General features: G+C 62.8%; 20 protein-coding genes and 1 pseudogene. 11 read left to right on the forward strand and 10 right to left on the reverse strand.

Annotation, left to right across the window (positions count from 1 at the left end; genetic code table 11):
• Positions 1-567: 567 nt before the first annotated feature.
• A complete protein-coding gene (locus ACOCG7_RS32665; RefSeq protein ID WP_114161853.1) occupies positions 568-1,698 on the forward strand; it encodes an IS481 family transposase in 1,131 nt (376 codons plus the stop codon).
• Positions 1,699-1,819: 121 nt separating this feature from the next.
• Here ACOCG7_RS32665 and ACOCG7_RS32670 read toward each other — a convergent pair whose 3' ends face one another.
• The 8 genes from ACOCG7_RS32670 to ACOCG7_RS32705 form a co-directional block, all read right to left on the reverse strand.
• Positions 1,820-3,058 carry an IS4 family transposase gene (locus ACOCG7_RS32670; RefSeq protein WP_342346033.1) on the reverse strand — a complete coding sequence of 413 codons (1,239 nt, stop codon included), beginning with the start codon at positions 3,056-3,058 and terminating at the stop codon, positions 1,820-1,822.
• A 212-nt stretch (positions 3,059-3,270) separates the two neighbouring features.
• Positions 3,271-4,080 carry a c-type cytochrome gene (locus ACOCG7_RS32675; RefSeq protein ID WP_083084673.1) on the reverse strand — a complete coding sequence of 270 codons (810 nt, stop codon included), beginning with the start codon at positions 4,078-4,080 and terminating at the stop codon, positions 3,271-3,273.
• On the reverse strand, positions 4,077-5,702 hold the full coding sequence (locus tag ACOCG7_RS32680; protein WP_083084671.1) for a b(o/a)3-type cytochrome-c oxidase subunit 1: 1,626 nt from the start codon (positions 5,700-5,702) through the stop codon (positions 4,077-4,079). Before ACOCG7_RS32680 ends, ACOCG7_RS32675 begins: the two co-directional genes overlap by 4 nt.
• The gene (locus tag ACOCG7_RS32685; RefSeq protein WP_114161855.1) at positions 5,689-6,258 is read right to left on the reverse strand and encodes a cytochrome C oxidase subunit II; all 570 of its coding nucleotides are present in this window, start codon (positions 6,256-6,258) and stop codon (positions 5,689-5,691) included. The genes ACOCG7_RS32680 and ACOCG7_RS32685 overlap by 14 nt, the downstream gene beginning before the upstream one ends.
• A 2-nt stretch (positions 6,259-6,260) precedes the next feature.
• Positions 6,261-6,437: a hypothetical protein gene (locus ACOCG7_RS32690; protein WP_167363320.1), complete on the reverse strand. Its 177-nt coding sequence runs from the start codon at positions 6,435-6,437 to the stop codon at positions 6,261-6,263.
• 24 nt (positions 6,438-6,461) lie between these two features.
• Positions 6,462-7,733, reverse strand: a complete 1,272-nt coding sequence (locus tag ACOCG7_RS32695) for a c-type cytochrome (protein WP_421380608.1) — start codon at positions 7,731-7,733, stop codon at positions 6,462-6,464.
• A 119-nt stretch (positions 7,734-7,852) separates the two neighbouring features.
• Positions 7,853-8,569, reverse strand: coding sequence for a c-type cytochrome (locus ACOCG7_RS32700; protein WP_114161856.1), 717 nt, complete (start codon positions 8,567-8,569; stop codon positions 7,853-7,855).
• A 496-nt stretch (positions 8,570-9,065) separates the two neighbouring features.
• Positions 9,066-9,953: a LysR family transcriptional regulator gene (locus tag ACOCG7_RS32705; protein WP_073432550.1), complete on the reverse strand. Its 888-nt coding sequence runs from the start codon at positions 9,951-9,953 to the stop codon at positions 9,066-9,068.
• Between the two features lie 97 nt (positions 9,954-10,050).
• Here ACOCG7_RS32705 and ACOCG7_RS32710 point away from each other — a divergent pair, with 97 nt between their 5' ends.
• From ACOCG7_RS32710 to ACOCG7_RS32745, 8 genes and pseudogenes are all read left to right on the forward strand, one after another.
• Positions 10,051-11,379, forward strand: coding sequence for an MFS transporter (locus ACOCG7_RS32710; RefSeq protein WP_114161857.1), 1,329 nt, complete (start codon positions 10,051-10,053; stop codon positions 11,377-11,379).
• A gap of 306 nt (positions 11,380-11,685) precedes the next feature.
• On the forward strand, positions 11,686-12,354 hold the full coding sequence (locus ACOCG7_RS32715) for a response regulator transcription factor (RefSeq protein WP_114161858.1): 669 nt from the start codon (positions 11,686-11,688) through the stop codon (positions 12,352-12,354).
• Between the two features lie 136 nt (positions 12,355-12,490).
• A complete protein-coding gene (locus tag ACOCG7_RS32720) occupies positions 12,491-13,177 on the forward strand; it encodes a response regulator transcription factor (RefSeq protein WP_114161859.1) in 687 nt (228 codons plus the stop codon).
• A gap of 112 nt (positions 13,178-13,289) precedes the next feature.
• Complete coding sequence (locus ACOCG7_RS32725; protein ID WP_114161860.1) at positions 13,290-13,934, forward strand: response regulator transcription factor; 645 nt, start codon at positions 13,290-13,292, stop codon at positions 13,932-13,934.
• Between the two features lie 239 nt (positions 13,935-14,173).
• A complete protein-coding gene (gene aqpZ / locus ACOCG7_RS32730) occupies positions 14,174-14,920 on the forward strand; it encodes an aquaporin Z (protein ID WP_083084659.1) in 747 nt (248 codons plus the stop codon).
• 55 nt (positions 14,921-14,975) lie between these two features.
• A pseudogene (locus tag ACOCG7_RS32735) lies at positions 14,976-19,402 on the forward strand (ATP-binding protein).
• 510 nt (positions 19,403-19,912) lie between these two features.
• Positions 19,913-20,347, forward strand: coding sequence for a CHRD domain-containing protein (locus ACOCG7_RS32740; RefSeq protein ID WP_114161861.1), 435 nt, complete (start codon positions 19,913-19,915; stop codon positions 20,345-20,347).
• Between the two features lie 121 nt (positions 20,348-20,468).
• Entirely contained in the window at positions 20,469-21,434 is a 966-nt protein-coding gene (locus tag ACOCG7_RS32745) for an alpha/beta hydrolase (protein ID WP_114161862.1), read from the forward strand.
• On the opposite strand, the gene ACOCG7_RS32750 is transcribed toward ACOCG7_RS32745, so the two are convergent.
• Positions 21,404-22,246: an EcsC family protein gene (locus ACOCG7_RS32750; RefSeq protein WP_114161863.1), complete on the reverse strand. Its 843-nt coding sequence runs from the start codon at positions 22,244-22,246 to the stop codon at positions 21,404-21,406. The two genes, ACOCG7_RS32745 and ACOCG7_RS32750, sit on opposite strands and share 31 nt — an antisense overlap.
• 138 nt (positions 22,247-22,384) lie before the next feature.
• Between ACOCG7_RS32750 and ACOCG7_RS32755 the strand changes: the two genes are divergently transcribed.
• The gene (locus tag ACOCG7_RS32755) at positions 22,385-23,980 is read left to right on the forward strand and encodes an MDR family MFS transporter (protein ID WP_073432560.1); all 1,596 of its coding nucleotides are present in this window, start codon (positions 22,385-22,387) and stop codon (positions 23,978-23,980) included.
• Positions 23,981-24,011: 31 nt separating this feature from the next.
• Positions 24,012-24,518: a MarR family winged helix-turn-helix transcriptional regulator gene (locus ACOCG7_RS32760; protein WP_114161864.1), complete on the forward strand. Its 507-nt coding sequence runs from the start codon at positions 24,012-24,014 to the stop codon at positions 24,516-24,518.
• Between the two features lie 85 nt (positions 24,519-24,603).
• Here the strand turns inward: ACOCG7_RS32760 and ACOCG7_RS32765 are convergent, their stop codons facing one another.
• On the reverse strand, positions 24,604-25,881 hold the full coding sequence (locus ACOCG7_RS32765; RefSeq protein WP_073432562.1) for an amino acid deaminase: 1,278 nt from the start codon (positions 25,879-25,881) through the stop codon (positions 24,604-24,606).
• Between the last annotated feature and the right edge of the window lie 86 nt (positions 25,882-25,967).

Genomic DNA, 25,967 nt, shown 5'->3' on the forward strand with positions numbered 1-25,967 from the left:
GGCGCACGCAGCACTACCGGTTTCAAGTCCCCCTGCTGACCGCAGAAGTGGCTTGCAGTTTGGAGAACTACTGCTGACGCAGAAGCGCCCTGCGGTTCGATGAAGTACCGCGACGGCGCGCGCAGCGCTACCGGAAGAATGACTGCCTTGTCACGAACGCGGAGTGTGCGAGAACACGGATTCCGCAGAAGCGCCCTGCGGTTCGATGAAGTACCGCGACGGCGCGCGCAGCGCTACCGGAAGAATGACTGCCTTGTCACGAACGCGGAGTGTGCGAGAACACGGATTCCGCAGAAGCGCCCTGCGGTTCGATGAAGTACCGCGACGGCGCGCGCAGCGCCGCCGGAAGAATGACTGCCTTGTCACGAGCGCGGAGTGCGCGAGAACACGGATTCCAGATGGACCACTAGCCCCTCCAAGCCAGGAGACCCACTTCAAAGCTGGCGGTTTGAGCCGCTTTCTCTTGCCTACTTCTCTTTGCGGCCGGTGTACAGACCGGAGACATAGCTGACAGGTGTGCGAGGACATGGTTGACACTTCCGGGTACGAAAACGCCCGGTCCCGACCATGCCCTGGAACGCAAGAGACACCATGAGCCTCAGACAGGAATTTGTTCATCTGGCCAGTCAGCGCACGCTCACGGTCACCGAACTGTGCGAGCGCTTTAACATCAGCCGGCAGACCGGCTACAAATGGCTCAGACGTGGCGAGGACGCGCTGGCGGATCAGTCGCGGCGCCCTGCCAGCAGTCCCTCAAAGACCACCGTTGAGATGGAGCAGGAGGTGGTGCGCCTGCGTCAGGCACACCCGCGCTGGGGCGGCCGCAAGATCAGCCGGCGCCTGCGGGATCTGGGCTTTGAAGCGGTGCCGCAGCCCAGCACCGTGACAGCCATCCTGCACCGGCACAATCTGATCCTGCCGGCCGGTTCAGCGATGAGTGAACCCTGGAAGCGCTTTGAGCACGAGCAGCCCAACGTCCTCTGGCAGATGGACTTCAAGGGACACTTCGATACCCTCGAGCAGGGGCGTTGTAGCCCCCTGACGGTGCTCGACGACCATTCGCGCTTCAGCATCCTGCTGCGCGCCTGTGGGCCAACCGATACGGCCACGGTGCAGGCGGGCCTGCGCGAGGCATTCGGCCACTACGGCCTGCCGTTGCGCATCAACACCGATAACGGTTCGCCATGGGGTTCACCGGGCAGCCCGGGGCAGCTCACCGAACTGGCCGTCTGGCTGATCCGGCTGGGGATCCGCATCAGCTACAGCCGGCCTTACCATCCGCAGACCAACGGCAAGGACGAGCGGTTTCACCGCACGCTGAAGGCCGAAGTGCTGAACGAACGGAGCTTCGCCACCCAGCAGCACGTGCAACGCGAACTGGACCGCTGGCGCACCATCTATAACTGCGAGCGCCCGCATGAGGCGATCGGCATGGACACTCCGATGAGCCGTTACCAGCCGAGCCCGCGGGCGTTTCCATCGGTCCTGCGCGAGCCGGAGTACGGCCCGGATGACGTGGTGCTGCGGGTCAAGGCAAATGGCGAGCTACGCTTTGAAGGACGGCGCCTGAAGGTCTCGAAAGCACTTTACCGGCTGCCGGTTGCAGCACGCGCAAAGGACGGCGAAGACGGCGTATTTGAATTCTGGTTTGCCCATCACCGCATCCTCACCCTTGACCTGAGGAGCGAAAACCGCTGACCATAAAGTGTCAACGATGTCCTCGCACGTTCGTCAACCATGTCTCCGGTCTGTACACGGCCGGCAAAGAGAAGTAGGTGCCGCCCCGCACAGCAATGCTCTCAACTTAAGCCCCGCTGCATCAAGCGAGTTTGTACGCGAGATGGAAGTGGGGCTTGGCTTTTCTGGGTGGTCTTGGATAGGAGCGTGAGGGCTGTATCCGGCATCGGGTCTGGTGGATCATTTCCAGCACACCGGCGAGGCCGTCCAGACAGCGCTGGATGCGCAGAAGACACGCGCCGAGGATGGGCTTGAGTGCGCCCAGTGCATACACCCGGTTAGGACGGCTGGCATGTCTGTCGTCGTGCGGCGCATCGAGATCGCTGAGCAGTGTGCACAGGTTGTCGGCGAGGATTTTTGCGCCGAAGTCCTGCTGTAACGCCAGGTAATCGAGGCCTGTGACGGCTTCCAGCCGCAGCCGGTGCTTGAGTCGTTTGAATGCTTCCTCGACCCGCCAGCGCTGGTGATAGAGCGCGCCGAACGATGCCGCCGGATAACGCCCGCCATCGAGCAGCGAGGTCATCAGCACACGCACGCGACCGCCCGGCGTGACGTCGCGGATCAGGCGCACAGTCGTGGGCGTACGCGCCAGTTCATAGGCGCGGGCATCCGGTTCGCTGGGCGCTTCCAGTGTCACCACATGCTCGGCTTTACCGCTGCGGGTAAAGGCGCTGACGCATTTCCAGTTACGCGCATCGACGCGCATGCAGAACGGGATTTCGCGCTGTGCGAGCGCCGCCACCATCGCGTTGCCGATATAGCCGCGATCGAGCAGCAGCAGGTCGGTATGCGGTTGCAGTACATCGAGGGCTTCGAACAGCATCTGCCGCTCGCCGCCGTCGGCGGGATGAAGTGCAGCGTGCAGGGTCAGTTCGGAACCCGGCAGGAACAGCGCAAACGCGTAGTGATCGGCGCGCAGTTCATGGCCGCGACGCGTGCCCACACGCAGGCGGCTACCGTCAGCGGCGACCAGCCTCAGGCCGTGCCAGCGCATCGAATCGATATGGGGTTGGGCCAGCGAGATCAGGCGGGCGCGGGCCAGTTCGAACAGTTCGGCAGACACTCCCCGTCGCGCCTTGCTGAAGGCCTGTGCGCTGACAGCGCGGGTGCGCCCGCCGCTGCTTCCCAGTGCGCCGAATAGCGCGTCAAGTTCGGCCTGCACACTGGCGCACATGCCGGACATCATCAGCGCGGCCATGCGCGGCAAGGTCAGTGTGCGATTGCGGGTAAAGGCAGTGGGAGAACGACGCACGCGATCGGCGAGCGCCGGATCGAGCAGGAAATCGGAGAACTCAGCCAGAAGCCGCGAGGACGCTGGTATTTGAGTTCATATCGTTGATTTATCAGTGAGTTATGCGATGAAGTTTACAGGGGCAATGCCTCGTTTACAAGCTCTTTGAGGCTTAAGTTGAGAGCATTGCCCCGCACAGGGGCAACGCCAATAGACCACTAAGCCAGCAAGGAAAGGCCAACAAACCCAGCCCAACAAACCCAGCCCACAACCCAAACCGCCGAGCAGGCAAAACCCGTCACCTACTGCATAGCCGCATAATACTTAGCCAACCCATCAATCTCCGCAGAAGTCATCTCCCGCACCACATTCCGCATCTGCTCGTTAATGTCATTCCGCCGCGCGCCGGAAGCAAACGCCCGCATCTGCGCAGCGAGATAAACAGACGACTGCCCGCCAAGCCAGGGCGCCGCGCCTTTGCGATCGAGTTGCCCATGACAGGCAGCACAAGGCGCGATATTGCGCCGCGGATCACCCTGCATCGCAAGCCTCACGGCATTCGCATCCGGCTGCGCACCGGTCGGCAAAAGCTCGGCCGCGGTCGCGCGAGGCAACGACGCATAGTAAGCCGCCAGATCGTGCAGATCCTGATCGCTGCGCGCCGCGATGATCGGCTGCATGATCGCGTTCTTGCGCACGCCCTTCTGATAATCCCGCAATTCCTTATAAGTCACGTCGGCATATTGCCCGGCCAGCGCGGGCGCCGTCACCTGCACCGTGCCCAGCACGCCGTGGCACATCGAGCAGTTCTGCGTCGCGATCGTCGCGCCGCGGCCGATCGAATTCGCGTCGGCTCGCACGCGGTGCAAGGGCGGCAAAACCACCACGTCGCTCGGCGCCGGGCCGGCGATGTTGGCGCCGCCGTACCAGCTCGACGGCGCGCCCGCGGCGCTGCAAATCGTCGCCCACAAGCCGCGCCCAGCGAACGAACTATTCGCCGAGGGTAACCAGATAAAGCCGATCAGTATCGCCACGACGGCAATCGCAAGCGTGCCGCCCACGCTCACCGTGAACCACGGATTGCGGAAGCTGAAGACGCGTTCCTGATTCATCGCTGTGCTCCGACGACCACCGCGGGCACCGACGTCTGCGGCAACTTGAGCAACTGCACGATCGGCACACTGTAGTTGACAACCGTCAGCCCGATCATCAACGCCACCCACAAGCCGAAGCTGTTGAGCGCGGCGGGCACGCGCTCCACCGGATGCACCGCGCTCGCGAACTGGAAGCGCTGCTGCTCCACCGCCGGTCCGAACTGCGACTTCGCGAGGATGTAGACGAACAGCACGCCGGACACCACCAGGATCAAGCCGCCCACCGCGGACATGCCCACCCAGAACGCCTGCGCTTCCATCCCCGGCATCGTATAGTCGTAATAGGCCATGCGGCGCGGCGCGCCGAGCAGGCCGACGTAGTGCCAGGGCAGCGTCACCACCAGCATGCCGATGAACCACAGCCACAACTGCGTGCGCACCAGCTTCAGCGAGACGATCGCGCGGCCGGTCAATTGCGGCCATAGTTCATACGCGATCGCGAAGTACATGATCACGATCGCGCCGCCGAAGATCAGATGGAAGTGCCCGGTCACCCACTGCGTGTTGTGCACCGTCGAGTTCAACTGGTAGCTCATGTTGATCAGGCCGCCGGCGCCGCCGAGACCCAGCATCACGAACGAAAACGCGATCACGAGCATCATCGGGTTCCGCCACGGCAACGCGGTGAGCCAGCCGAACGCGCCCTTGCCGCCGCGCAGCCTGCCGGCGATTTCCACCGACGCGCAGATCGTGAACACCGTCAGCAGGGTCGGCACCGACACCATGCCGGTGAACACCGCATGCACGAACTTGAAGCCTGAGCCCACCTGCGGATCGACGAACAGATGGTGAATGCCGATCGGCATCGCGAATACGAGGAACAGGATGAACGACACGCGCGCCATCGAGTCGCTATAGAGCCGTCCGCCGATCGCGCGCGGCACCAGCGTGTAATACGCGATGTACGCCGGTATCAGCCAGAAATAGACGATCGCATGCAGCGTCCACGAGAACAGGACGCGTGAGAGGCCGGCGTCGATCGTGCTGGTGAGACCGAGCGCGACCGGGAGGATCTGGAACAGGATCTCGAGCGCCGCGCCGAGCGCGGTCCACGCCCACAGGTAGGCGCCCGCCACGTTGGCGAACATCGCGAGCGGCACGGCCCGGCCCGGATTGGCGCGTTTCCAGATGCGCAGATTCACGTGCATCAGCGCGACCCAGATCCACGAGCCGACCACCACCAGCACCACGCCGATGTAATAGAAGGCGCTGCCGATCATCGGCGGATAGAAGGTGTAGAGCACCGAGGCGCTGCCGAGCGCGACGGGCACCATCGCCATCACGGCGCCGATCGCCAGCATGATGAACGCGGCCCACGCCCATTTGAGTCCGGCGAGCCGCTGCGCGAGCGCGAGTTCGACGATCGCATAGCCGAAACCCATCGAGACCAGGGTGGGCAGCACGTAGGCCATCACCGAACCATGCGCGGTCACCGAGCGGTAGTAGAGCTCGGGGTCGCCGACCCACGGCGCGAGGGGGCTGCGTACCAGCATCTGCCAGGCGCCGAGAAGCAGCGCGATCAGAAACGCGATGAAGGCGAGCCAGAAATGCGCAAGAACGAGTCGCTTAGCGTGAAACACAGCTGAGTCTCCGGGATTGTCGGGCCTGCTCGAAGAAGGCGGCTTTGTCGATCACTTTCACGTGCGCCCACATGGCCTGGTGGCCGAAGCCGCAGAACTCGTGGCACGGCATGGTGTGATCGGCCGGTTTGTCGAAGCGCGTGTTCAGCGTGGCGACGTAGCCGGGCACGACCATCGTGTTGATGTTGGTGTCGGTGACGAGCAGGCCGTGCACGACATCGGCGCTGGTGGTGCGGATCGTGACCGGCGTGTCGGCGGGCACCAGCAGACATTGCGGCGTGAACGAATACTGCTGCGCGACGAAGCGCACGACCACCGAGCCGTCGGGCTCCACCGCCGTGCCCAGGTTGTCCTCGACGAATTCGCCGGACAGTTGCAGCCGCGAGGGATCGATCGTCTCGACCCGCGACGGCGGCATCATCGCCCAATGCAGCCCCGAGTACACGATGACGGCCAGCATCAGCAGGATCAGCGCGCCGGCGAAAATCGCCCAGCGGCGCTCGGCGCGCAAGGCGACCGCGTGGCCGCCCGATGAATGATTGGAATCGGTCGACATGATCAGTGAACGACGCCGCGCGGCAGGAACACGAAAAAGTAGAAGCCGAACCAGATCGCCATGACGATCAGCGTGGCGACGCCGGCTACGGCAATCGCGCCATGCGGGCCGGCCGCGATGACGCTTTCCACCTCGTCATCGGTCGGCGCGGGCGCGCTGCGGGTATCGTTCGCTTCCATCAAAAGTCTCTCCAGTGCAGCGGTTCAATGCAGCGGCGCGTTGCGTAGCTCGTTGACGTCGCGAGCCGTCACCGGCTGGCCGTGATTGCCCCACGCGGTGCGGATATACGTGACCACGGCGGCGGCGTCGGTGTCGTTCAGTTCCTGCGCGAAAGGCGGCATGCCGTAAGGCTCCGGATTGCGCATGGTGCCCGGCGGAAAGCCGCCGTTGAGCACGATACGGATCGGATTCACCGCCGAGTCCATTTCGATCGACTGGTTGCCGGCGAGCGGCGGGTAATGCTGCAACTTGCCTTCGCCCTTCGCGCCGTGGCAAATCGCGCATTTGTCGGCGTAGATCTTTTCGCCGAGCGCGAACACGTTGGTGTTGGTCGGCGCGGACGGCCCCGACTTGCGGCCGCGATTGTCCGGCAACGTCTTGAGATACACGGCCATCGCCTTCACGTCCTCGCCCGTCATGTACTGAAGGCTGTGGTAGGTGACTTCGGCCATCGGCCCGTACACGGCGCCGCGATCCGAAATGCCCGCTTGCAGCAGATCGACGATGTCCTTGATGCTCCAGTCGCCGAGACCGCCGTCCTTGTCGGACGTGAGCGACGGCGCGTACCAGTTCTGCACCGGAATCAGGCCGCCCGCGAACTGCTCGCTCTGCGACGAGCCGCCGAGCATGTTGATCTTGGTGTGGCACATCGTGCAGTGCCCGAGCCCTTCGACCAGATACGCGCCGCGGTTCCATTCCACCGACCTGGTCGGATCGGGCTGGAACTCGCCTTCGCGGAAATACAGCGTGCGCCAGCCGTACAGCAGCTTGCGCTGATTGAACGGGAAGCGCAGCGTGTGCTTGTGGCTCGGCTCGCGTACCGGTTGCACGCTCTTCAGGTAGGCGAAGATCGCGTTCGAATCCTCGCGCGTGACCTTGGTGTATTGCGCGATCGGCATGGCCGGGTACAGCAGCCTGCCGTCCTGCGCGAGGCCGGTGCGCATCATCTTGAAGAATGCTTCCTCGCTCCACGTGCCGATGCCGTATTGCGCGTCCGGTGTGATATTCGGCGAATACAGCGTGCCGAACGGCGTCTCCATGGCGAGACCGCCGGCGAACAGCTTGCCGCGCGGCGCGGTATGGCAGGCGACGCAGTCGCCGGCGCGCGCCAGGTACTCGCCGCGTTTGACGATGTCGGGGCGGGTATCGGCGTTGGCGCCTGGCGTCGTTGCAGGCGTTGCAGCGGGCGTGGCTTCGGCGGCGCGTGCTTCCTCGATCAGCAGCACATGCGGTGCGCGCGGCAGCACGACGCTCATGACCAGGCCGGCAACCAGCGCGCCGCATGCGAGCGACGCGACTGCGTGGCGGCGCTTGTTCGCGACGTCAGACAGAGAGCGCAGGGCGCGAAGCGCGCGCGAAAGGCGAGAGGTCGACTTCATTGCGGTTGGCTCCCGCATGCGAGAGGCAGCCGCTCGGCGGAGGCCGGTGCAGGCCGCGGATCGGCCGGGCGTGGCTGGCGCGCGAGCCAGCTCGATACCGCGGTGATGTCCTTGTCGGTCAGCTTGACGGCGATCGCACGCATGCAGTCGGGGGCGAGCGCATGACGCGTGCCCGAGCGCCAGGTGCCCATCTGTCCGGCGATATAGCTCGCGTGCAAGCCGAGCAGACCGGGGATGCCGGGCTGTTTGCCGGTCATGCGCGCGCCGTGACACGCGACGCATGCGGGTATCTTGCGCGCCGGGTCGCCTTGCGTGACGAGGCGCTCGCCGGCGGCAAGCACGGCCGGCGCGACTTCGCCTTGATCGGCGTTGGGGTAGGGCGGCTGGAGGTCGGCGAAGTACTGGCTGATCTTGCGCAGATAGTCGTCGGGCAGAAACGCCAGCAGATAGCCCATTGGCGGATACGTGCGGCCGCCGTCGCGGAATGCGGCCAACTGATTGAACAGGTAGTCGGCAGGCTTGCCGGCGATACGCGGGAAGTAATCGTTGTTCAGGCCTTGGCCTTGCACGCCATGACACGAGGTGCACGCACGCACGCGCTCGTCCATGGCCGAGGGCATGGTGCCTGACGTGTTGGCCGCGGCGAAAGTCGCGCCGCTCCACAGGACGTAAAGCACAAACAGAACCGAAGATCCAAGAGTTCTACGATGCACGCCAAGCCTCGTTTAGGGACGTTCTTTTTCTCGAGTTATTTTCGATCAATCATCCAATGGATTCATTCGCGAATCCAATGAACGATGCATGACAAATCAGCCCATCTTTCTTTTATAGCGACTGCGTGAACGACAAATCGGAACGGATTTTGAAGGATAACGGTGTCGACTCGATGCGGCGATGCAATAGCCTGGCAAAACAATAATCCGCGCTGAATGCGCCATGAGAGGCGGCTTTCGGGCTGCGGAAATCAACGCATGACACATTGGGCATCGTGTAGCAGTTGCAGGAACTCATCCCATGCGTCAATGGAAAGGCCAAATGGCTACCTGACCATCATAGGCGGCGATTAGGGGCCTTTCAATCATTCAATGACACGCGCTTCGAACACGTACGCGATCGGGCGAATGTGTTCGCGAATGTGATCGATTAGTGTTGGGTGGCGCGCTTTCAAAGGATTCTGCCAGCCGTCGGTCGCAGCCGGCATGACATAGATCAACTGAACAGCCGCATGAGTGCCGTGCGTGCGTTGCTGACCCGTTCGCTTTCACCCACCCGCCCCGGCAACAGATGAAACTCGACCGCGGGCAATGCGGGCAAGCCGACATTCGCCGGGCATGCCACGACGCCGCCGCCGATCGATGATTCGTTCAGACACGAGATGCCGAGCCCCGCCTTCAACGCCAGTTGCAAGCCGGCGACTCCGGACGCGGAATGCGACACGAGATACGGCACCTTGTGCTCGTCGAGCAGCTTCACGACGAAGCGCTGCAACTGGCAACTCGACGGCAGCAGGACGAGTGGATAGGGCGTGGCCGGCCGCGGGTCCGCGTCGGCGGCGCGGACCCACAGCAGTTTTTCGCGCCGCACGACGGTGCTCGGCGCACGGGCGCGCGGGTTTGCGGAGCGCGTTTTGCCGGTGACGAGCCGCAGCGAGAGGCCGATGTCGAACGATGCGTCGTCGCCGGCATGGCTGTCGATCACGGCGCTCGGCAATACGGTGACGTGCAGTTTCAGGCGCGGGTGCTGTTCCGAGAACGTCTTGAGAATGCGCGCGATGTCGTGCGGACGGTAATAGTCGGTGATCGCGATGCGCAATTCGCCATCGAGCGAGCGGCCTTGCAGGTCTTCGAACGCCGCTTCGCTCATTGCGATGATGCGCCGCGCGTGATCGAGCAGACGGCTGCCGGCCGGCGTGGCGCTCACGCCCTGCTTGCTGCGGACGAAGAGCGGCTGGCCGGCGCGCTCCTCGAGTTTCTTCAACTGCTCGCTCACGGAAGACTGCGACAGGAACAGTCGCGCCGCGCCCGCCGAGACGCTGCCCGATTCCGCGAGGGCGACGAAGGTCCGCAACTGCGTCAGGTCGAATCCACGTTGGCTCATGATTCGGTATATCCGATGGATGTTATCTAAATTTCCGGCTTTTCCGATGGAATGCCCAGCCGTAGGATACCTCCAGATTTCTTTACGGAGGGGTGTGATGGCAAACGGATCGGTTGACGCGGTTCGCGCGTTGGGTGAGCGCGGGGCGAGCCATCGGTGGAAGGTGCTGGGAGTCGGCTTCGCGGCCAATGCGAGTTTTTCGGCGGCGTTCTCGGGGATCCCGACGACCGCTGTTTTTTTGCGTTCGGGCTATCACCTCGGCAACGACGGCCTGGGGCTGGTGCTTGGCATGCTCGGCTTGGGCATCGCGGTGAGCGAATTGCCGTGGGGGCTCCTGACCGATCGTTGGGGCGACCGCCGGGTGCTGTTGCTCGGACTGCTTTCGACGGCAGCCGCGCTGGCCGGGCTCGCATTGTTCGTGGTGCCGTCGGGCGATCACGTGCCGGGCGTCGCGACGCTCGCACTCGGCCTGTTGCTGATCGGCCTGCTGGGCGGCAGCGTCAACGGTTCGAGCGGCCGTGCGGTGATGGCCTGGTTTCAGGAGGGTGAGCGCGGGCTCGCAATGAGTATTCGACAGACGGCAGTGCCGGCGGGCGGTGGGCTCGGTGCGTTGTTGCTGCCGGTGCTGGCATCGAGGTTCGGTTTTGCCAGCGCGTATGCGGTGTTGGCCGCGGCGTGCGGGGTCACGGCGGTGTTCGCATGGCTGTGGCTGCATGAACCTTCGCATGCTGATGCGGGCGATGTTCGCGCCGGTCGCAACGCAGTCCAAAACGCGGTGATGGCCGAGGGCGAGCCACCGAAGGTTTCACCGTTACGCGACATCGGCATCTGGCGTGTGGCGCTCGGCGCGGGAGCGCTGTGCGTGCCGCAGCTCGCCGTGATCACGTTCGGGACTGTGTTCCTCCACGATTCCGGCCGCGCCGGCGTGCTGGCGATTAGCGTGACGATGGCCGCCGTTCAGGCCGGCGCTGCGGTCGCGAGGGTTTGGAGCGGGCGTTGGACCGACCGGAATCGCAATCGCAGGCCTTACATGCGTGCATGCAGCTTGACGACCGCCGCGCTGTTCGCATCGCTTGCGTTGCTGACGGGTCTCGCCGGTACGCATGACGCGGCGACGACGGCGGTGTTTGCGCTGATGATCGTGCTGGGCGGCGTGAGCGCGTCGGCGTGGCACGGCGTCGCCTTCACGGAACTCGCCACGCTGGCCGGCACGAGTCGCGCGGGCACCGCGCTGGCGATCGGCAACACTTGCGTCTTTCTCACGCTGTTCGTCACGCCGCTCGCGATCCCGCCACTTCTGACAATAGGTTCGTGGCCGCTGGTGTGGGCTGTGGCCAGCGCATGCGCGCTGATCGCATGGCCGATTCTTCCGCGCGCGGCGCGCGGGGCAAAGACGAGCGCCGCGCGAGCGTGTGATGCGACCTGACGTGACAACGCTGCCGATGTGCGATGCCATCCGCACCGCGACATCAGATGCGGTTTCGCGCAGGCATTAACAGCGATGGAAATATTCGTTTTGGGTCATTCCGCGTTTTTCTTTTAATAGAACCGCAATGGGCTGTCAGTTTCTTTGCCGGATTCAGAACACTCCGATTTCGCTGGCGAGTGTAGCGATGATTTTATGAGCGGCTTGGCGCATTCATGCCGAGCCAAGGTGCCGTTAAAGCATGCGCAGAGCGTGTCAATACTCTGCGCTTTTCGCTGATTACACCTACAACAAAGAGACAAAATCATGGCGAACACTCGAATCATTCTGGCAGACGATCATCCCTTCGTTTTACTTGGCGTCCGTTCCGCGCTGGACGCCCATGTCGGCGTCAGCGTTGTTGGCGAGGCGATCACTCCCACGTTATTGATCGAGTTGTTGCGGAGCACGCCATGCGATGTGCTCGTCACCGACCTCTCGATGCCCGAACCCTCCGGCGCCGTCGAAGATGGCCTCAGCCTTGTCAGGCGAATCCGCGATGAATGGCCGCTGCTGCGCATCGTCGTGATGACAATGCTGACGAACGCCGCGATTCTTCGCGCCGTCGTGTCAGACGGCACCGTGAGTGCGCTCAGCAAGACAGAATCGATGGATCAGCTTTGGCAAGCGATCGAGGCGAGCCGCAGTGGTGGAACGTACCTCGGGCGTTCGATCAACGAGGCGCTCGCCGAGTCGTGGAAGGAGGACCGGGAGCCGCCGCCCGTTGCGCGCTTATCGAGGCTGCAGGCGGAAGTGGTCAAACTGTTTGTGAGCGGCCAATCGATTTCAGAAATCGCGGCGGCGCTTGGGTGCCATCGTCGTACGGTCAGCCGGCAAAAACGCGAAGCGATGGTCAAACTTGGCGTTACTAACGGTCCCGGACTTTTCTCTTACGTCCGTGCGCACGGAATTCCTAGCTTTGAATCGCATATCTAATCAATTACTCAGACCGATTGAATAAGCCATTTCGGAGCGATCTTATGTCTATTCTCCTAGGAATGTTTAATGATCGCCGCAGAGCCAGTTTCTTCGACGAAAGAGGCCGGAACTTCAAGGTAGGGGGAGATAAACAATGAACGACACAGCAGATATAAGCGCACCCATCAGAGCCATCATCGCAGACGATCACCCGCTCGTTCTACTGGCGATCGAGAACCTGATGGGTGGATATCCGAACATGCGGGTCGTCGGTCGCGCTGCTGACGCCACCGAACTTTTCCAGGAAGTCGATCGCAAACCCTGCGAACTGGTCCTCATGGACCTATACATGCCGGGCGGCTTCGATGGCGATGGACTCGAAGCGGTCAGGCAGTTCAAGCTGCGCTACCCGGATATCGCGCTCGTCGTGCTCACCATGGAAACCGAGCCGGCTGCGTTGCAAAAGGTCATTTCGCTCGGCGTGGATGGACTGGTAAGCAAGCGCGACCGGATCGATCTGATTCACGTGGCGGTGATAACGGCGCTGGCGCGCGAATGCTATCTCGGGCCCGCGGTGCGCTCGCTGATTGCGGAGGCAATGGTGAACCGGCGGCTCGATTTCGTACGGCAGATTCTTTCGCGTCGTGAACTCGAGGTGTTCACGCAATATGCGTCAGGGCTCGGCGTCACGGAAATCGCGGCGCGTTTGGGCCGCAGCGTCAAGACCATCAGCGCGCAAAAATGCACCGCGATGCGCAAGCTCGATCTGAACAGCGACGCTGAGTTGTTCCGCTTCGCTGCCGAGTACGGGGTGGTTCCCGAGGAGCGCACGCAAAACTGATAATCAGTGGGCGAGGCGTCGCGCCGCAGCGGCGCGACGAACAGAAGATGTATTGGCACAGCCCGGGGAAACACATCGCGTGCAGGGCGGGCCAGTCGATAAGACAACAAAAATGACACAAAAAATCCGCGTTATCGTTGCCGACGATCACGACTGCGTTCGTGTCGGCGTTCGGCGGTTGCTGCAAGCCGTGCCACATATCGAAGTGACCGGCGAGGCGGCCGACACTCACAAGCTAGCTGAACTGATCGACAGTTGCACATGCGACGTCGTCGTATCGGACATCAGCATGCCCGGCATTCACGGAGGCAGCAATGCAGTGCCGTTCCTGCGGCGCCTGTTGCGGGCGCGACCGCATCCTCACCTCGTCGTGCTCACGATGATCTGCCATGCACACATGCTGACAGGTCTTCTCCACATCGGTGTCAGCGGAATCGTCGATAAACGCGACGCCGCCACGGACTTGATCGATGCAATCGAGGCTGCTGTTGCTGGCGGCGTTTATCTGTCGGGACAGGCTCGCCTCGCGATAGAAGCGGCTGATACGCCGCTGCAGCTTCGAGCAGGTGTGCTGAGCGCACGAGAATGGGAAATCTTCCAGCTTTACGTGCAAGGCCTGGCGGTCCATGAAATCGCGGCGCGCCTGCAACGCAGCGGAAAAACGATCAGCACGCAAAAGCGCAGCGCGATGCGCAAGCTCGGGCTCGAAACGGAATCCGATCTCATTGACTACGCACGGCAAATTGGGCTGGCTTGAGCGCAGTCGGAATTTTCGATCGCACCGGTCGATGATTTGGAGTTTAGGACTGTTCTGATTGGTTGGTGGACGTTGCCGTCTCATAGTTCTGAATTGGCTGCGCCTTTGCTTCATGCTTGTCCAACGAGAGCATTCGTTTGGTCATGCTGAGCAGTAGGAAGCCGGGAAAATTCAGGCAGATGTCTTGCGGCAATTACGAGTGATGCCGTCTGCCTCGTAGAGATAAAACGGGAGGCGGCATGGTCGCGCTAGGTAAGCGATTGTTGGTGGAGGGCGCGGGAACGGCTTGGGTTGTCTTCGTTGGATGCGGTACCGTGGTATTGAATACGAGCGGAATCCAGCAAGGGTACGACGTACTGGAAATGTCGCTAGCGTTCGGCGTCGCGCTTGCCACGGCCACCTACTCGTTCGGTAGGATCTCGGGCGCGCATTTCAACCCCGCTGTCACTGTTGGCTTCGCGATCGCGCAACGTTTTCCGGTCAGGGACCTGTTGCCATACATTGCCGCGCAACTTCTGGGTGCCATCGTCGCTTCAGCACTGCTCGTTTATGTGGCGAGCGGCCGACCCGGATTCGAACTGGCCGCTAGCGAATTTGCGGCGAATGGTTTTGGCGCCCATTCGCCCGCCGACTATCAGTTGCACTCGGCGCTGATCATCGAGTTCGTGCTGTCCTTCGTTTTTGTCCTGGTGTACCTGTTGACGGCGTGCCGGCAAGAGCGGGGATGGGTCGCGCCGCTTATCGCTGGCGCTTGCCTGATGCTGGCCTACATGGTGTCGATTCCGGTCACCAACGGCTCGATCAATCCCGCCCGCTCCACGGCCCAGGCGTTATTTGTCGGCAACTGGGCCTTGGACCAGCTCTGGCTGTTCTGGGCCGCACCAATGTCGGGCGGCATCGCGGCCGGCGCGCTGTTCTCCTTCCTGCGTGGCAGACCAGACTGGTCTGCCGCCACGCCCGCCCATGGGCAGGGCGAAGTTGCGTGAACGCGGAATGGTGCGGCCCCTCGTGTCTCTCCTCCAATCGCTGCAAAGCCTTGCAATGAGGCTGGTACTGCGGCGCGTCTCGCTATGCCTGCTCGCGCTGTCCTTATTCCTTGGCGTGCAGGTAACGGCGCTTGCCCAGTCGGACGGCGACCTCACCCATTCGCAAGCCGCAGGCGCTTTTCCTGAAAAGCTGACCGTCGGCGTTCTCGCGGACCGCTGGCTGCCGTTCGAGGCACTTCAGGACGGTGAACTCACCGGTATGAGCGTCGACTATCTGCGCGCACTCGTCGGGCCGAATGTCGTCATCGAAGCCGAGGCATTTCCAGACATGCCGCAGCTACTTGCCGCTGCATGCGCCGGAAAAGTCGATCTGTTGATGAGTCTTGCGCGAACGCCCGAGCGCGAACGTTGCATCAGTTTTACCGCGCCGTATTTTCGTTCATCCACTTCAGCGGTGGTGCGCCGGGAGAGTGACGACTATGACGGGCCCGCCCGGCTCACCGGTGCGCGCATCGCGGTAGAGAAAGGTTATGCGCGCGAGCGCGCAATGCGCGACCGGTTCCCGCGCGCCGAAATCAATACCTTCGCCACAACGCATGCCGCACTCTCCGCGGTGGCCCAAGGCGAGGCCGACATTTACTTCGGCTTTACTCCCACGGTGCGGTATGCACTAGGCACGGACGAGTTCCGTCGTCTGCGTGTTGCTTTCGAGGAAACCAGCAAGACTGCCGATCTGCGCTTTGGCGTACCGCGAAGCCGGGCCGCATTGCGAGACGAACTCGATCACGCGCTTACGCGCATCAAATCGGCCGACGACGCAGCAATTCGCGCGCGCTGGCTATCGGGCAATTTCGACGCGACATCCGCGTCCAGCATGTATCGGCTTGCACTGACGTCACAAGAGCAGGCCTGGCTCCGTTCGCTGCCTCCAATACAAGTTGGTTTCGACAACGATTGGCCACCGTTCAGCTATGTCGACGAGGCCGGGCGGCCCGCTGGCATTGCAGCGGATTATCTGGCTTATCTGAGTCGTACGCTCGGCGTCGTGTTCAACCGCGCGCGCACCGGCGACTGGCCCGCCACGGTCGACGCGTTTCAAGGCGGGCAGTTGGCGATGCTCGCCACCGCCTCCAGTAGCGACCCGCGTTTAAAAAACGCACGGCACACGCGGACATACGAAAGTTATCCGCTTGTGATCGTCGGGCGGGAAGACGAGCCGGCCGCACGCTCACTCAATGATTTTGCGTCGCGCCGCATCGTCGTCTCCGCGCATGTCGCCGGAGCGGTTCCCCTCGCGTTCAAGCAGATTCCTGCAGACCAAGTCGCTGTTGCGCCCAGCCTGGACGACGGACTCCACATGGTCGAAACCGGCGAGGCCGATGTTTTGGTCGGCAACGTGGCAGCCATCGACATCCTGCTCAAGGAGCGTTACGCCGGCGTGCTCAAGATTCTCGGTACGGTCGGCGAATCGGACCGCCTCGGCTTCGCGGTCCGCGCAAATCTGGGCCCGCTCGCGGGTCTGATCGACCGCGCCTTACTGGCCATGCCGCCCGCCGAAAAGCAGCGCATTCGCCAAAAGTGGGTCACCGGCAATGCGCCGGAAACCCGGCTATGGAGCGTTAACGCAGTGCGTCTGCTGCCGCTGCTGATTGGCATCGGCGTCGTGTTGCTGGTCACACTGCGTGCTTATCTGTTGCTGCAACGCGAAGTGAAGCTGCGCAAGGAGACGGAGCGGCAACTCGAGACGCAGTTGAACTTCCAGGAAACCATGATGAAGATGGTTCCCTATCCGCTCGTTGCCAAGGATCTGAACGGCCGCTACATCGCCGTCAATCAGGCTTATGAAGAGGCGTGCGGAATGCCCCGCGAAGCGGTCATCGGGCGTACGACCACCGATGTCCATACCTGGGGCGAAGCCAACAGCGGCGTGCTCGACGACATGGCGCACGAGGTGCTGCAACATGGCGAGACGGCGAAGATGGAACTGCAGTTCAAGCGCAGCCCCGGCGATTTGCGGCATGGCCTGTTCTGGACCAGCCTCTGTCGTAACAGCGACGGTCAACCGGTCTGCGTGCTTGGAACGATGGTCGACATTACCGACATCCGGCGCGCCGAAATGCGCGCGCGCGAAACAGAGCGGCGTCTGTTTGATGTCACGCGGTCGTTGCCAGCGGTGGTATTTCAACTGCGTCGTACCGTTGACGGTGTTTATTCGTTTCCCTACTTCGGCGGCGACCCCGGCATCTGTTGGGTGGTCTGGATCTTTCTCAGATAGAGCGCGACGACGTCGATTTCCGGTGGATATACAAGCAGGACCGGCCATTGGTGCTGGCCGAACTGGAACGCTCGGCACACGCCGAAACGCCGGTGCATATCGAGTTTCGCTTCGAAACCGAACGTGGCCTTTATTGGGCGCGCGCGGAGTTGGTGCCGCGCCGTGAGCCGGACGGCAGCGTCGTGTGGAGCGGTTACTGGGTGGACGTGAGCGTGGAGCGCGCGCGCTCCGAGGAACTCGCGCGAGCGCGCGACATGGCCGAGGCGGCTTCGCGCGCCAAGGACGACTTTTTCGCCATGATGAGCCACGAAATCCGTACGCCGATGAACGGCGTGCTCGGTCTCGTCGAAGTGCTGGAACGCACGCCGCTCAATAACGATCAAGGAGAAATGCTGAGCATGATCCACGAGTCGGCCGGCGCGCTACTGCAGATTCTGGACGACTTGCTCGACTATTCGAAAATCGAAGCGGGACGGCTCACGATCGAAGCCGAACCCCTCGACATCCGCGAACTGGTCGACAACTCGGTTGGCTTGCTCGCGGGCCGAGCGCATGAAAAGGGTTTGAAAGTGCGCGTGGACATCGCACCCGAAGTCGCCGCCACACTTCGAGGCGACAGCGTGCGACTGCGGCAGATTCTATTCAACCTGCTCGGCAACGCCATCAAGTTTACGTCGGAGGGCGAGGTCGAAGTATGCGTGTCGGTCGTCGCGCAAGCCGCCGGCGCTCAGACGCTGGAAGTAATCGTGGCGGACACGGGCATCGGCATCGCGCCGGAGGTGCAGGCCAAACTCTTCGAGCCGTTCGTGCAAGCTGAATCGTCCACCACGCGCCGCTTCGGGGGCACTGGCCTTGGGCTGACGATCTGCCGTAAGCTGATCGACCTCATGAACGGCTCACTCGCACTGCGCAGTGAACCGGGGGCGGGAACACGCATGATCGTGCGGCTCACCATGCCTGTCGAAACTGAGCGCTATTGCGCTGGCGGCTTGCGCGGCAAGCGCGGTGTCGTGGCCATTGGCGACGCACGCGTCGCTCAGGCTTTGATGCATTTTGGCGAGGCGCTTGGGCTCAAACTGCGCCGCGTCTCACCCGATGCCGCGGAACTGCGCGAGCGCGCCGCGCTGGCAGACGTGGACCTGCTTTTCGTGAGCGAGAACGTGAGGTTGCCGGCAGGCGGCAGCCTAGGCTCACGCGTCATTTGCCTGACCGAAAAGCCGAAGCCGACGGGCTACCGCATTTTCGACGACAACGTACGCGTCAGCATCAACCCTATTTCGTGGCGCGGACTCGGTGCCGCATGCGCCGCCGCGTTGGCGGGGCTGCCGTCGGTGGCTCAGCGCCCGGCGGGCAAGCCGCGCGCGGCCGAGGGCTGCACCGTGCCGCCGGACCGTGAAAGCGCCATTGCCAGCGGCCGCCTGATTCTGGTGGCGGAAGATCACCCGGTCAATCAGGAGTTGATCCGTCATCAACTGGCTTTGCTCGGCTTTGCATGCGACGTGGCGAACGACGGTGCGGAGGCGTTGGTCGCGTTGGAACGCACGAGCTATGGATGCCTGATCACGGATTGCCATATGCCGAACCTGTCCGGCTATGAACTCACGCGGCGCATCCGCGAGCGGGAGCACGGTGGCGCGCAGCGTCTGCCCATTCTCGGTATCACGGCGAACACCGCGCCCGAAGACCTGAATCTATGTCGCGATGCGGGCATGGACGACTGCCTCGTCAAGCCGACCCGGCTCGCCACGCTGCGCGACTACCTGAGCCGCTGGTTCGGCCCCGACAGCGCGTGGCAAGCCGCTCCCATTGAAACGGTGAGCACCCCGGCAGTCGCAGGGCCGGATGTTCACGGCGTCACAGAGCCGTTTGTTCCAGTCGATCTGGCGCACATGACGCAGTTGTGGGGTAGCGAATCGACCGTCAAGGCGTTGCTCGACTCGTTTGTCTCGTCCGTGCGCGAGGACGTGGAGGCGTTGTCGCCACTGGTCGAAAGCGCTGAGATTGGGCGCGTGCGTGAGTGGTTGCACAGGGTGGCCGGGGCAGCGAGCGTGCTGCAATATCCGCCGCTGCTCAATGCGTTGGACGAATATCGTCGAGATATCACCGTCAAGCCACCGGAACGCGTGCGCAGTGAGGGATTGATATTGATCACCAAGTGCCAGGTCATGCTGGATCGAATCGAGCAGCAGGCCGCCTTGCTCGCGTGACATTGCACCGCTTGGGCGGCGCGGTGCCGTTCCTCGCTACAGGTGTGACCGAAAAGAGGACTGAGCAAAACAAATCCAACAATGAGCAGACGAAAAAAAACGCGGCCGAAGCCGCGTTAAGGTTTGGAGACATCCTTCGATGAAGGAGTCACTTCTCGCAGTCGGAAGCATAACTCGGATAGCGCTAACCATTCGTTCCGAAATCCGCAATTAACTGTTTGAGGAAATCGACGAAGGCGCTGCTCGAATTCGCTCGAAGTTGCGCTTATTCAGGAGCGGACGAGATTCGCGCGAGCGGCCTGATGCGTTTCGATACCACGGATAACTACGAAACCAACGAGCACTATGAATCAGCCTCTGCGCTCACGATAGTCAGGCCCTTGTGCCGCGCCCTATACATCGCTTGCTCACCCGCCATCCGCAAACGTATTCAAGAAATTTGCACTAGTATGTGGTGGCTCCGCGCAGCCGAAACGTCGGTGCGGCGGTGCATCAAGTCCGGAGAAGACCATGATTGTGCTTCGAAAACTGAACCTTGCTGTGGTGCTGTGGGTGTTGACGTCGGGCGTCGCCTTCGCGGATACGGTGGCCTTGAAAGCGGATCTTGAGCCGTCGAGCGAGGTGCCGCCGCGAGTGAGTCATGGGCACGGCACGTTGAACGCCACGTTCGATACGTCGACCAAATCGCTGCAATGGACGATCAGCTATGAAGGATTGAGCGGCCCGGTCACCGCCGCGCATTTCCACGGCCCCGCTCCAGTGGGCCAGAACGCCAAGCCTCAGGTGCCAATAGGAAAGAGCGCGCTTGGCAGCCCCATCAAGGGATCGGCGGCGCTCACCGAACAGCAGGTCACCGATCTGATGGCGGGCCAGTGGTACTTCAATATCCACACAGCACAGAATCCGACGGGCGAAATTCGCGGGCAGGTGTTGCCAGCGAACTAGACCGGATAGAAAGAAGCGCATTCGGGAAAGCGCGCGCTTTTAGAGATTAGAATCGCTCGCCCATCGCCGCAACCGCGAACGCACGTACCATGAAGGGACACTATCGAAGGAGCGTGTCCCGATGAGTTGGCAAAGCGCACTCGCCTGCTGGATTTTGCGCAGGCAGTTTCGGCCAGAAACCCTCAAGCCATGTATCGATGTCGAGAGAGCGCGGGCGTTGACCGCCAAGCGCGTCTGGTCACCGCGGGTTCCCGCCGGCTGGCGTCTGCGAGAGTTGTACGGCCCGCATGACCGGCCGCTGCGCGGGGAGTGGATAGAGCGCGCCGGCGGCAAACCAGCGCCTAGCGCTGAACCGACCGTACTGTATTGCCACGGCGGCGGCTATTACTTCTGTTCGCCGCTCACGCATCGTTCGCTAGTGTTCGGTCTTGCAACGCGCGCCAACGCTCCGGTCTTTTCGCTCGACTATCGCCTTGCACCCGAACATCCTTTCCCTGCGGCGCTTGACGACGCCACTGCGGCCTATCGCAAGATAATCGCCGATGGCGTGCCGCCCGAGTCGATTGTGATCGCGGGCGATTCCGCGGGCGGCGGCCTCGCACTCGCCACGTTGATCGCGCTTCGCGACGCCGGCGATCCCATGCCGGCCGGTGGTCTACTGTTCTCGCCGTGGACCGATCTGGCCGCTGCCGGCGCGAGTATCCGCACCAACGACAGTCGCGATCCGATGTTTTGCGGCGCCGCGATCGAGCGGGCCGCGAAGGTCTATCTCGGCGACACGCCGGCCACGCATCCGTACGCTTCGCCGGTTTATGCCGAACTGCACGGTTTGCCACCGCTCTTCATCATGGCGGGCAGCACCGAGGTGTTGCTGGACGATTCGCGACGCGTTGCCGACAACGCGCGCGCGGCGGGCGTCGACTGCGAATTCGAGGTATGGAAGAAGATGCCGCACGTGTGGCCGCTGTTCACGCCGTTCATGCCCGAGGCGAATCGCGCGCTCGACGGCGCCGCGGCCTTCGTGCGGCGCGTCACGAACCGCGCCACGAACGCCGCTCAGCCGGCGAGCGCGATGTCGATCGTCTGATAGGCGGCCTCGACCGTTTCGTGGCCGTACTGCCTTTCCAGCCGCCGCACGGTGAAATGACCGTGCGCGACCTGCTGGAAGTGGTCGATGAACACCGTATTGACCATCGCGCCGAGCACGGCGCCGATCGCCGGAATCGACTTGGCGGCGATCTGTTCGCTCACCTGCACAGAAAAACGCGCGGTAATCGTATGAAGCAGGCGCAGCAAGGCTGCGGAACCGTGCGCGGTGAAACCCTTGGTCGCGATTTCAGATGACGCTTTCGACACCGCCTGCGCCAGCGCGCCGCGCATGATGAAGTAACCGAAGTCGGCGTCGTCGTCGGCAGTGGACGTGCCGCCCATGCCCAGCACCGTCAGACACTGCAGTTGCGTATCGATCGAGGTCAGGTCTTCGCCCTCGCTGCGCGCGATATCGCAGATCGAGCGGAACATGAGCGTGGTCGTGATCGGCAACTCGACGGGCAGCGCGAACAGGCCGAAGGCGCCGCCGGCGGCGCCGGTGGTCGCCACAGCGAACTTGTGCAGCAGGTTGCTCGGCTTGTCGGGCGCGGCGAGCGGCGCAGCGCTGTCTTGCCGCCCCAACGTGCGCAGCGCGATCGCGAGGCACTTGCGCAATGCCAGTTCCGTTGCATCGGCGATCTTTTCGTTGGCGAACGCCGGCATGCGCGCGAGCAGTTTCTCCAGCGGCGCACCGACGATACTCGCCAGCTTCATCGCCAGCGCGGGGCTTTCCAGCTCGTGTTTGGCGCGCCGCAGCGCGTTCAGGTCTTCGTCCGATAAGGATTGTGCTGCGAGCGAACTCTGCTCCATATGCCTCCCTGGCATCATTTGTTGACTATTTGCGGTCGATAGTCCGTTCAGCGACGGCCTGCGCACGGTCCAGCTTAGAGCATGGCCTCGTGGTATGATTCCCCATCATTTGACAAGTCAACTGTTGCGTCCGCAAAAATGGCTGTCCATACCGCTGCCCACCATTCGAGTGGGCAAGTCTTACCTTTCCGCGAATCGCTGCTGGCAATGCTCGGCATTTCCTTCGTCACGATGCTGGTCGCGCTCGACCAGACCGTGGTCGGCACCGCATTGCCCACGATCGTCGCCGAACTCAAGGGCTTCGAACTCTACGCATGGGTCGCCACGTCGTATCTGCTGACCTCGGTGATCACGGTGCCGATCTTCGGCCGCCTTGGCGACTACTATGGACGCAAGCCCTTCGTGATCGCGTCGATCGTCGTGTTCACGGGCGCGTCGGTACTGTGCGGCGCCGCCGACAACATGCTGTTCCTCGTGCTGGCGCGCGGGCTGCAAGGCATCGGCGGCGGCATGCTGGTCGGGACGGCCTTCGCTTGCATTCCCGACCTCTTCCCCGACTCGGTCGTGCGCCTGCGCTGGCAGGTGTTGATGAGCTCCGCATTTGGGATCGCGAACGCAGTGGGGCCGTCGCTCGGCGGTTTCCTCACGCAGTATTACGGCTGGCGCTCGGTGTTCTATGTGAATCTGCCCGTCGGTCTGCTGTCGCTATTTTTCGTCTGGCGCTTCCTGCCGCATCTGCGGCATGTCGAGCACGAAGGCAAGATGCGGCTCGACTGGCCGGGCGCGGTGCTGATCGCGGTGGCGCTCGGCTCGCTGCAACTCTTCGTCGAATTGCTGCCGAAGCACGGCGTCACGTTCAGCGCGTTTGCGCTGCTTGCGTTGAGCATCGCTTCGGCCTACGCGCTGTGGCAGTGGGAAAAGCGCTGCCCGACCGCGATCCTGCCGGTCGACATGTTTCGCAACCGCAGCCTCGCCGCGCTCTTCACGCTCGCGGTGCTGGGCGGCTTCACGATGTTCTCGCTGCTGTTTTACGCGCCGTTGCTGTTCCAGGGCGGCTTCGGCATGTCGCCGAAAGAAGCGGGGTTCGTCATCACGCCGCTCGTCGTGTTCATCACGATCGGCAGCATCGCCAACGGGCGCATCGTTTCTCGCGTGCGCAACCCGAATCTGATGCTATACGTCGGCTTTGCGCTGGTCGCGCTCGCGTGCCTCGGCATGGTGGTGGCGACGCGTTCCATGCCGCAATGGCTACTGATGTCGTTCATGATGGTCGGCGGCCTCGGGCTCGGTTTCGTGATGCCCAACCTCACGATCTTTGCGCAGCAGACGGCCGGTCGCGAACATCTCGGCATCGCCACGGCGCTGCTGCAGTCGTTGCGGATGATCGGCGGCATGATCGGCACGGCGCTCACCGGCACGCTGGTGAGCCACATGTACGCAAGCGGCGTGCGCAGCGCGCTGGAAAACGATCGCGCATCGCAATGGTTCGCCGATCTGGGCGATCCGCAAATCCTGATCAATCGTGACGCGCAAAGCGCCGTGCTCGGCCAGTTGACGCATGCCGGCCACGACGGCGCGATGCTGCTCGAAAGCGCGCGCGAGGCGCTCGTCGCGGCGATTCATCTGGGTCTCGCGCTGGCGGCGATCATCGCCGTGGTGTCGGTGTGGCAAAGCCGCCGCGTTCCGCCGATCAAGCTCCAGCGCAAGCTCGAGCCGGTGGTTCACGCGGACTGATTTTTTAGACTTACCGTTTTACTGACAAATCATGGAAGAACAGGACCGCGTCGCCGTCATGCAGCAATTCGGCCGCACTTATCGGGCGTTCATGTCGGCATTCGAGGCGCACGTCGGCCACCCGTTGCCGCGCTGGCGCATTCTGCTCGCGCTGCACGAGCAGGCGGGCGAGTCGTCGCAGAAGCGGCTGGTCGAGCGCTTGCGGGTCGATCCGGGCGCGCTCACGCGGCAGTTGAAAACGCTGGAGGGATTAGGCTGGATTGCGCGCAGCATGGATACGCGCGATAACCGCGTGACCAACGTGCGCTTGACCGAAGCGGGACTCTCGGCAACCGAAGCGAGCCTGCCGCGTCGCAATGCCTTTTTGCACGACACGATGGCCGCGTTGCCGGACGACGCGCTGAGCGCGCTGTCCGGCGCGTTGAAGATGCTGGAAGCGCGGATCGGTGAAGTGGCGGCGACGGCCGGCGTTACCGATCCGGCTGGTTCTTCTCAGGTGTCTGAAGCGGCGGTGAACAACGAGGGATCGCCGCGATAACCGGCGCGATCGCGACTGCATCAGGCGGTCGGCGACAACCGCGCGGCGCGCCACGTTGCCGTGAAACGCGCCGTTCTCGTCGAGATCAGAAGAACGTCTCGATCACTTCCGTGACCCGATACGACGGATCGACCACCAGCACCTGGCGCCACTTGTCGAACGTCAAGCACGGGTGCGAGATGTCGAACGCGATCATGTCGCCCACTTTGAGATCGGCGCCTGCGGGAATCCGCAGATAGGCGTGCTGGTCCATCAAGCCGAAAATCTCCCAGCCTTCGCTCGCCGCGATGTCGCGCGGCGCTTCGTTGCCCGGACGATAGTGGCGCGCCGGCTCCGGCATGCCGGCGTCGAACGCGGAGTCGCGCTTGCCCAGACCGATGATCGCGCGATCCGGCTCGGGAATCGACTGCACGTACGCCCATAGTTGCAACGCGGGGAGCAAGCCTTCGCCCATTTTCTTCGCGACCGGATTGCGCGCAAGGATGTCTGTCTGCGCCTTGCGGTAGATGCCGACGTCATGCGTCAGATAGCAGCCGGGACGTAGCACGACCTCGACCTTACCGGCTTCCGAGGCCTTCACGAATTCTTCCGCGACCACGTCGTACCACGCCGACCCCGCGCCGGACAACACCGCCGGCGTGCGAGCAAACCTCCCTTCGTCGACGAGTTTGCGCGTGAGCGCGACCGCGCTTTGCAGGAACGCGCGCACTTCGTGCTCTTCCTTCAACACGCCTTCGTACAACTCCACACCGGCGAGCTTCAATATGTTCGGATAACGCGCGATCGCGGAGAGCACCGCGTTGCGCTGTGCTTCGTCGCGCACGCCGGTGCGGCCGCCCGGCACACCGAGTTCGAGCAGCACCTGCAGCGGCTTGCGCACCGACGTGAAAAACTGGCCCAACTGATCGACGCCTTCAACCGAATCGACGAGGCAGAAGAATTCGAAATCCGGATCGCTCAGCAACTCGGCGACCATCATCATGTTGCGGCGGCCGACCAGTTGATTGGCCATCAAAATGCGCGAGACGCCGCCGTGATACGCCGCGCGCACCTGGTGCGCGGTGGCGAGCGTGATGCCCCACGCGCCGGTTTCCAGTTGACGCCGGAACAGTTGCGGCGCCATGGTGGTCTTGCCGTGCGGCGCGAGCTTGACGCCGTATTCCGCGACGAACGCCTGCATCCACTTCAGGTTGTGTTCCACGCGATCCGCGTATAGCACCGCGGCGGGCAGGCTCACGTCTTCGTTCAGCAGATTCCACTCGAGGCGCGCTGCATCCGTGAGCTGGATGCTGGTGCCCGGCACCATGCCGAGACCTTTGCTATAAGGATCAATCGTTGCGCCCTGATAGTTTGTAACTTTCATGTCACCCAGCTCCATCGTCCGGTTAAATTGAATCAGATTTGACTTTATCATGTTACCGAAAGTACGATGGATGAAGAAATGTTATT

The organism is Paraburkholderia sp. DD10 (genome assembly GCF_049177125.1).
GTDB lineage: Bacteria > Pseudomonadota > Gammaproteobacteria > Burkholderiales > Burkholderiaceae > Paraburkholderia > Paraburkholderia terricola.

What these genes read in the sequence shown, in the direction of transcription:
- ACOCG7_RS32665 (WP_114161853.1), top strand. Translation starts at nt 568, where the DNA reads ATGCCCTGGAACGCAAGAGACACCATGAGCCTCAGACAGGAATTTGTT.
- ACOCG7_RS32675 (WP_083084673.1), bottom strand. Translation starts at nt 4,080, where the DNA reads ATGAATCAGGAACGCGTCTTCAGCTTCCGCAATCCGTGGTTCACGGTG.
- ACOCG7_RS32685 (WP_114161855.1), bottom strand. Translation starts at nt 6,258, where the DNA reads ATGTCGACCGATTCCAATCATTCATCGGGCGGCCACGCGGTCGCCTTG.
- ACOCG7_RS32690 (WP_167363320.1), bottom strand. Translation starts at nt 6,437, where the DNA reads ATGGAAGCGAACGATACCCGCAGCGCGCCCGCGCCGACCGATGACGAG.
- ACOCG7_RS32695 (WP_421380608.1), bottom strand. Translation starts at nt 7,733, where the DNA reads ATGAGCGTCGTGCTGCCGCGCGCACCGCATGTGCTGCTGATCGAGGAA.
- ACOCG7_RS32705 (WP_073432550.1), bottom strand. Translation starts at nt 9,953, where the DNA reads ATGAGCCAACGTGGATTCGACCTGACGCAGTTGCGGACCTTCGTCGCC.
- ACOCG7_RS32710 (WP_114161857.1), top strand. Translation starts at nt 10,051, where the DNA reads ATGGCAAACGGATCGGTTGACGCGGTTCGCGCGTTGGGTGAGCGCGGG.
- ACOCG7_RS32715 (WP_114161858.1), top strand. Translation starts at nt 11,686, where the DNA reads ATGGCGAACACTCGAATCATTCTGGCAGACGATCATCCCTTCGTTTTA.
- ACOCG7_RS32720 (WP_114161859.1), top strand. Translation starts at nt 12,491, where the DNA reads ATGAACGACACAGCAGATATAAGCGCACCCATCAGAGCCATCATCGCA.
- ACOCG7_RS32725 (WP_114161860.1), top strand. Translation starts at nt 13,290, where the DNA reads ATGACACAAAAAATCCGCGTTATCGTTGCCGACGATCACGACTGCGTT.
- aqpZ (WP_083084659.1), top strand. Translation starts at nt 14,174, where the DNA reads ATGGTCGCGCTAGGTAAGCGATTGTTGGTGGAGGGCGCGGGAACGGCT.
- ACOCG7_RS32740 (WP_114161861.1), top strand. Translation starts at nt 19,913, where the DNA reads ATGATTGTGCTTCGAAAACTGAACCTTGCTGTGGTGCTGTGGGTGTTG.
- ACOCG7_RS32745 (WP_114161862.1), top strand. Translation starts at nt 20,469, where the DNA reads ATGAGTTGGCAAAGCGCACTCGCCTGCTGGATTTTGCGCAGGCAGTTT.
- ACOCG7_RS32750 (WP_114161863.1), bottom strand. Translation starts at nt 22,246, where the DNA reads ATGGAGCAGAGTTCGCTCGCAGCACAATCCTTATCGGACGAAGACCTG.
- ACOCG7_RS32755 (WP_073432560.1), top strand. Translation starts at nt 22,385, where the DNA reads ATGGCTGTCCATACCGCTGCCCACCATTCGAGTGGGCAAGTCTTACCT.
- ACOCG7_RS32760 (WP_114161864.1), top strand. Translation starts at nt 24,012, where the DNA reads ATGGAAGAACAGGACCGCGTCGCCGTCATGCAGCAATTCGGCCGCACT.
- ACOCG7_RS32765 (WP_073432562.1), bottom strand. Translation starts at nt 25,881, where the DNA reads ATGAAAGTTACAAACTATCAGGGCGCAACGATTGATCCTTATAGCAAA.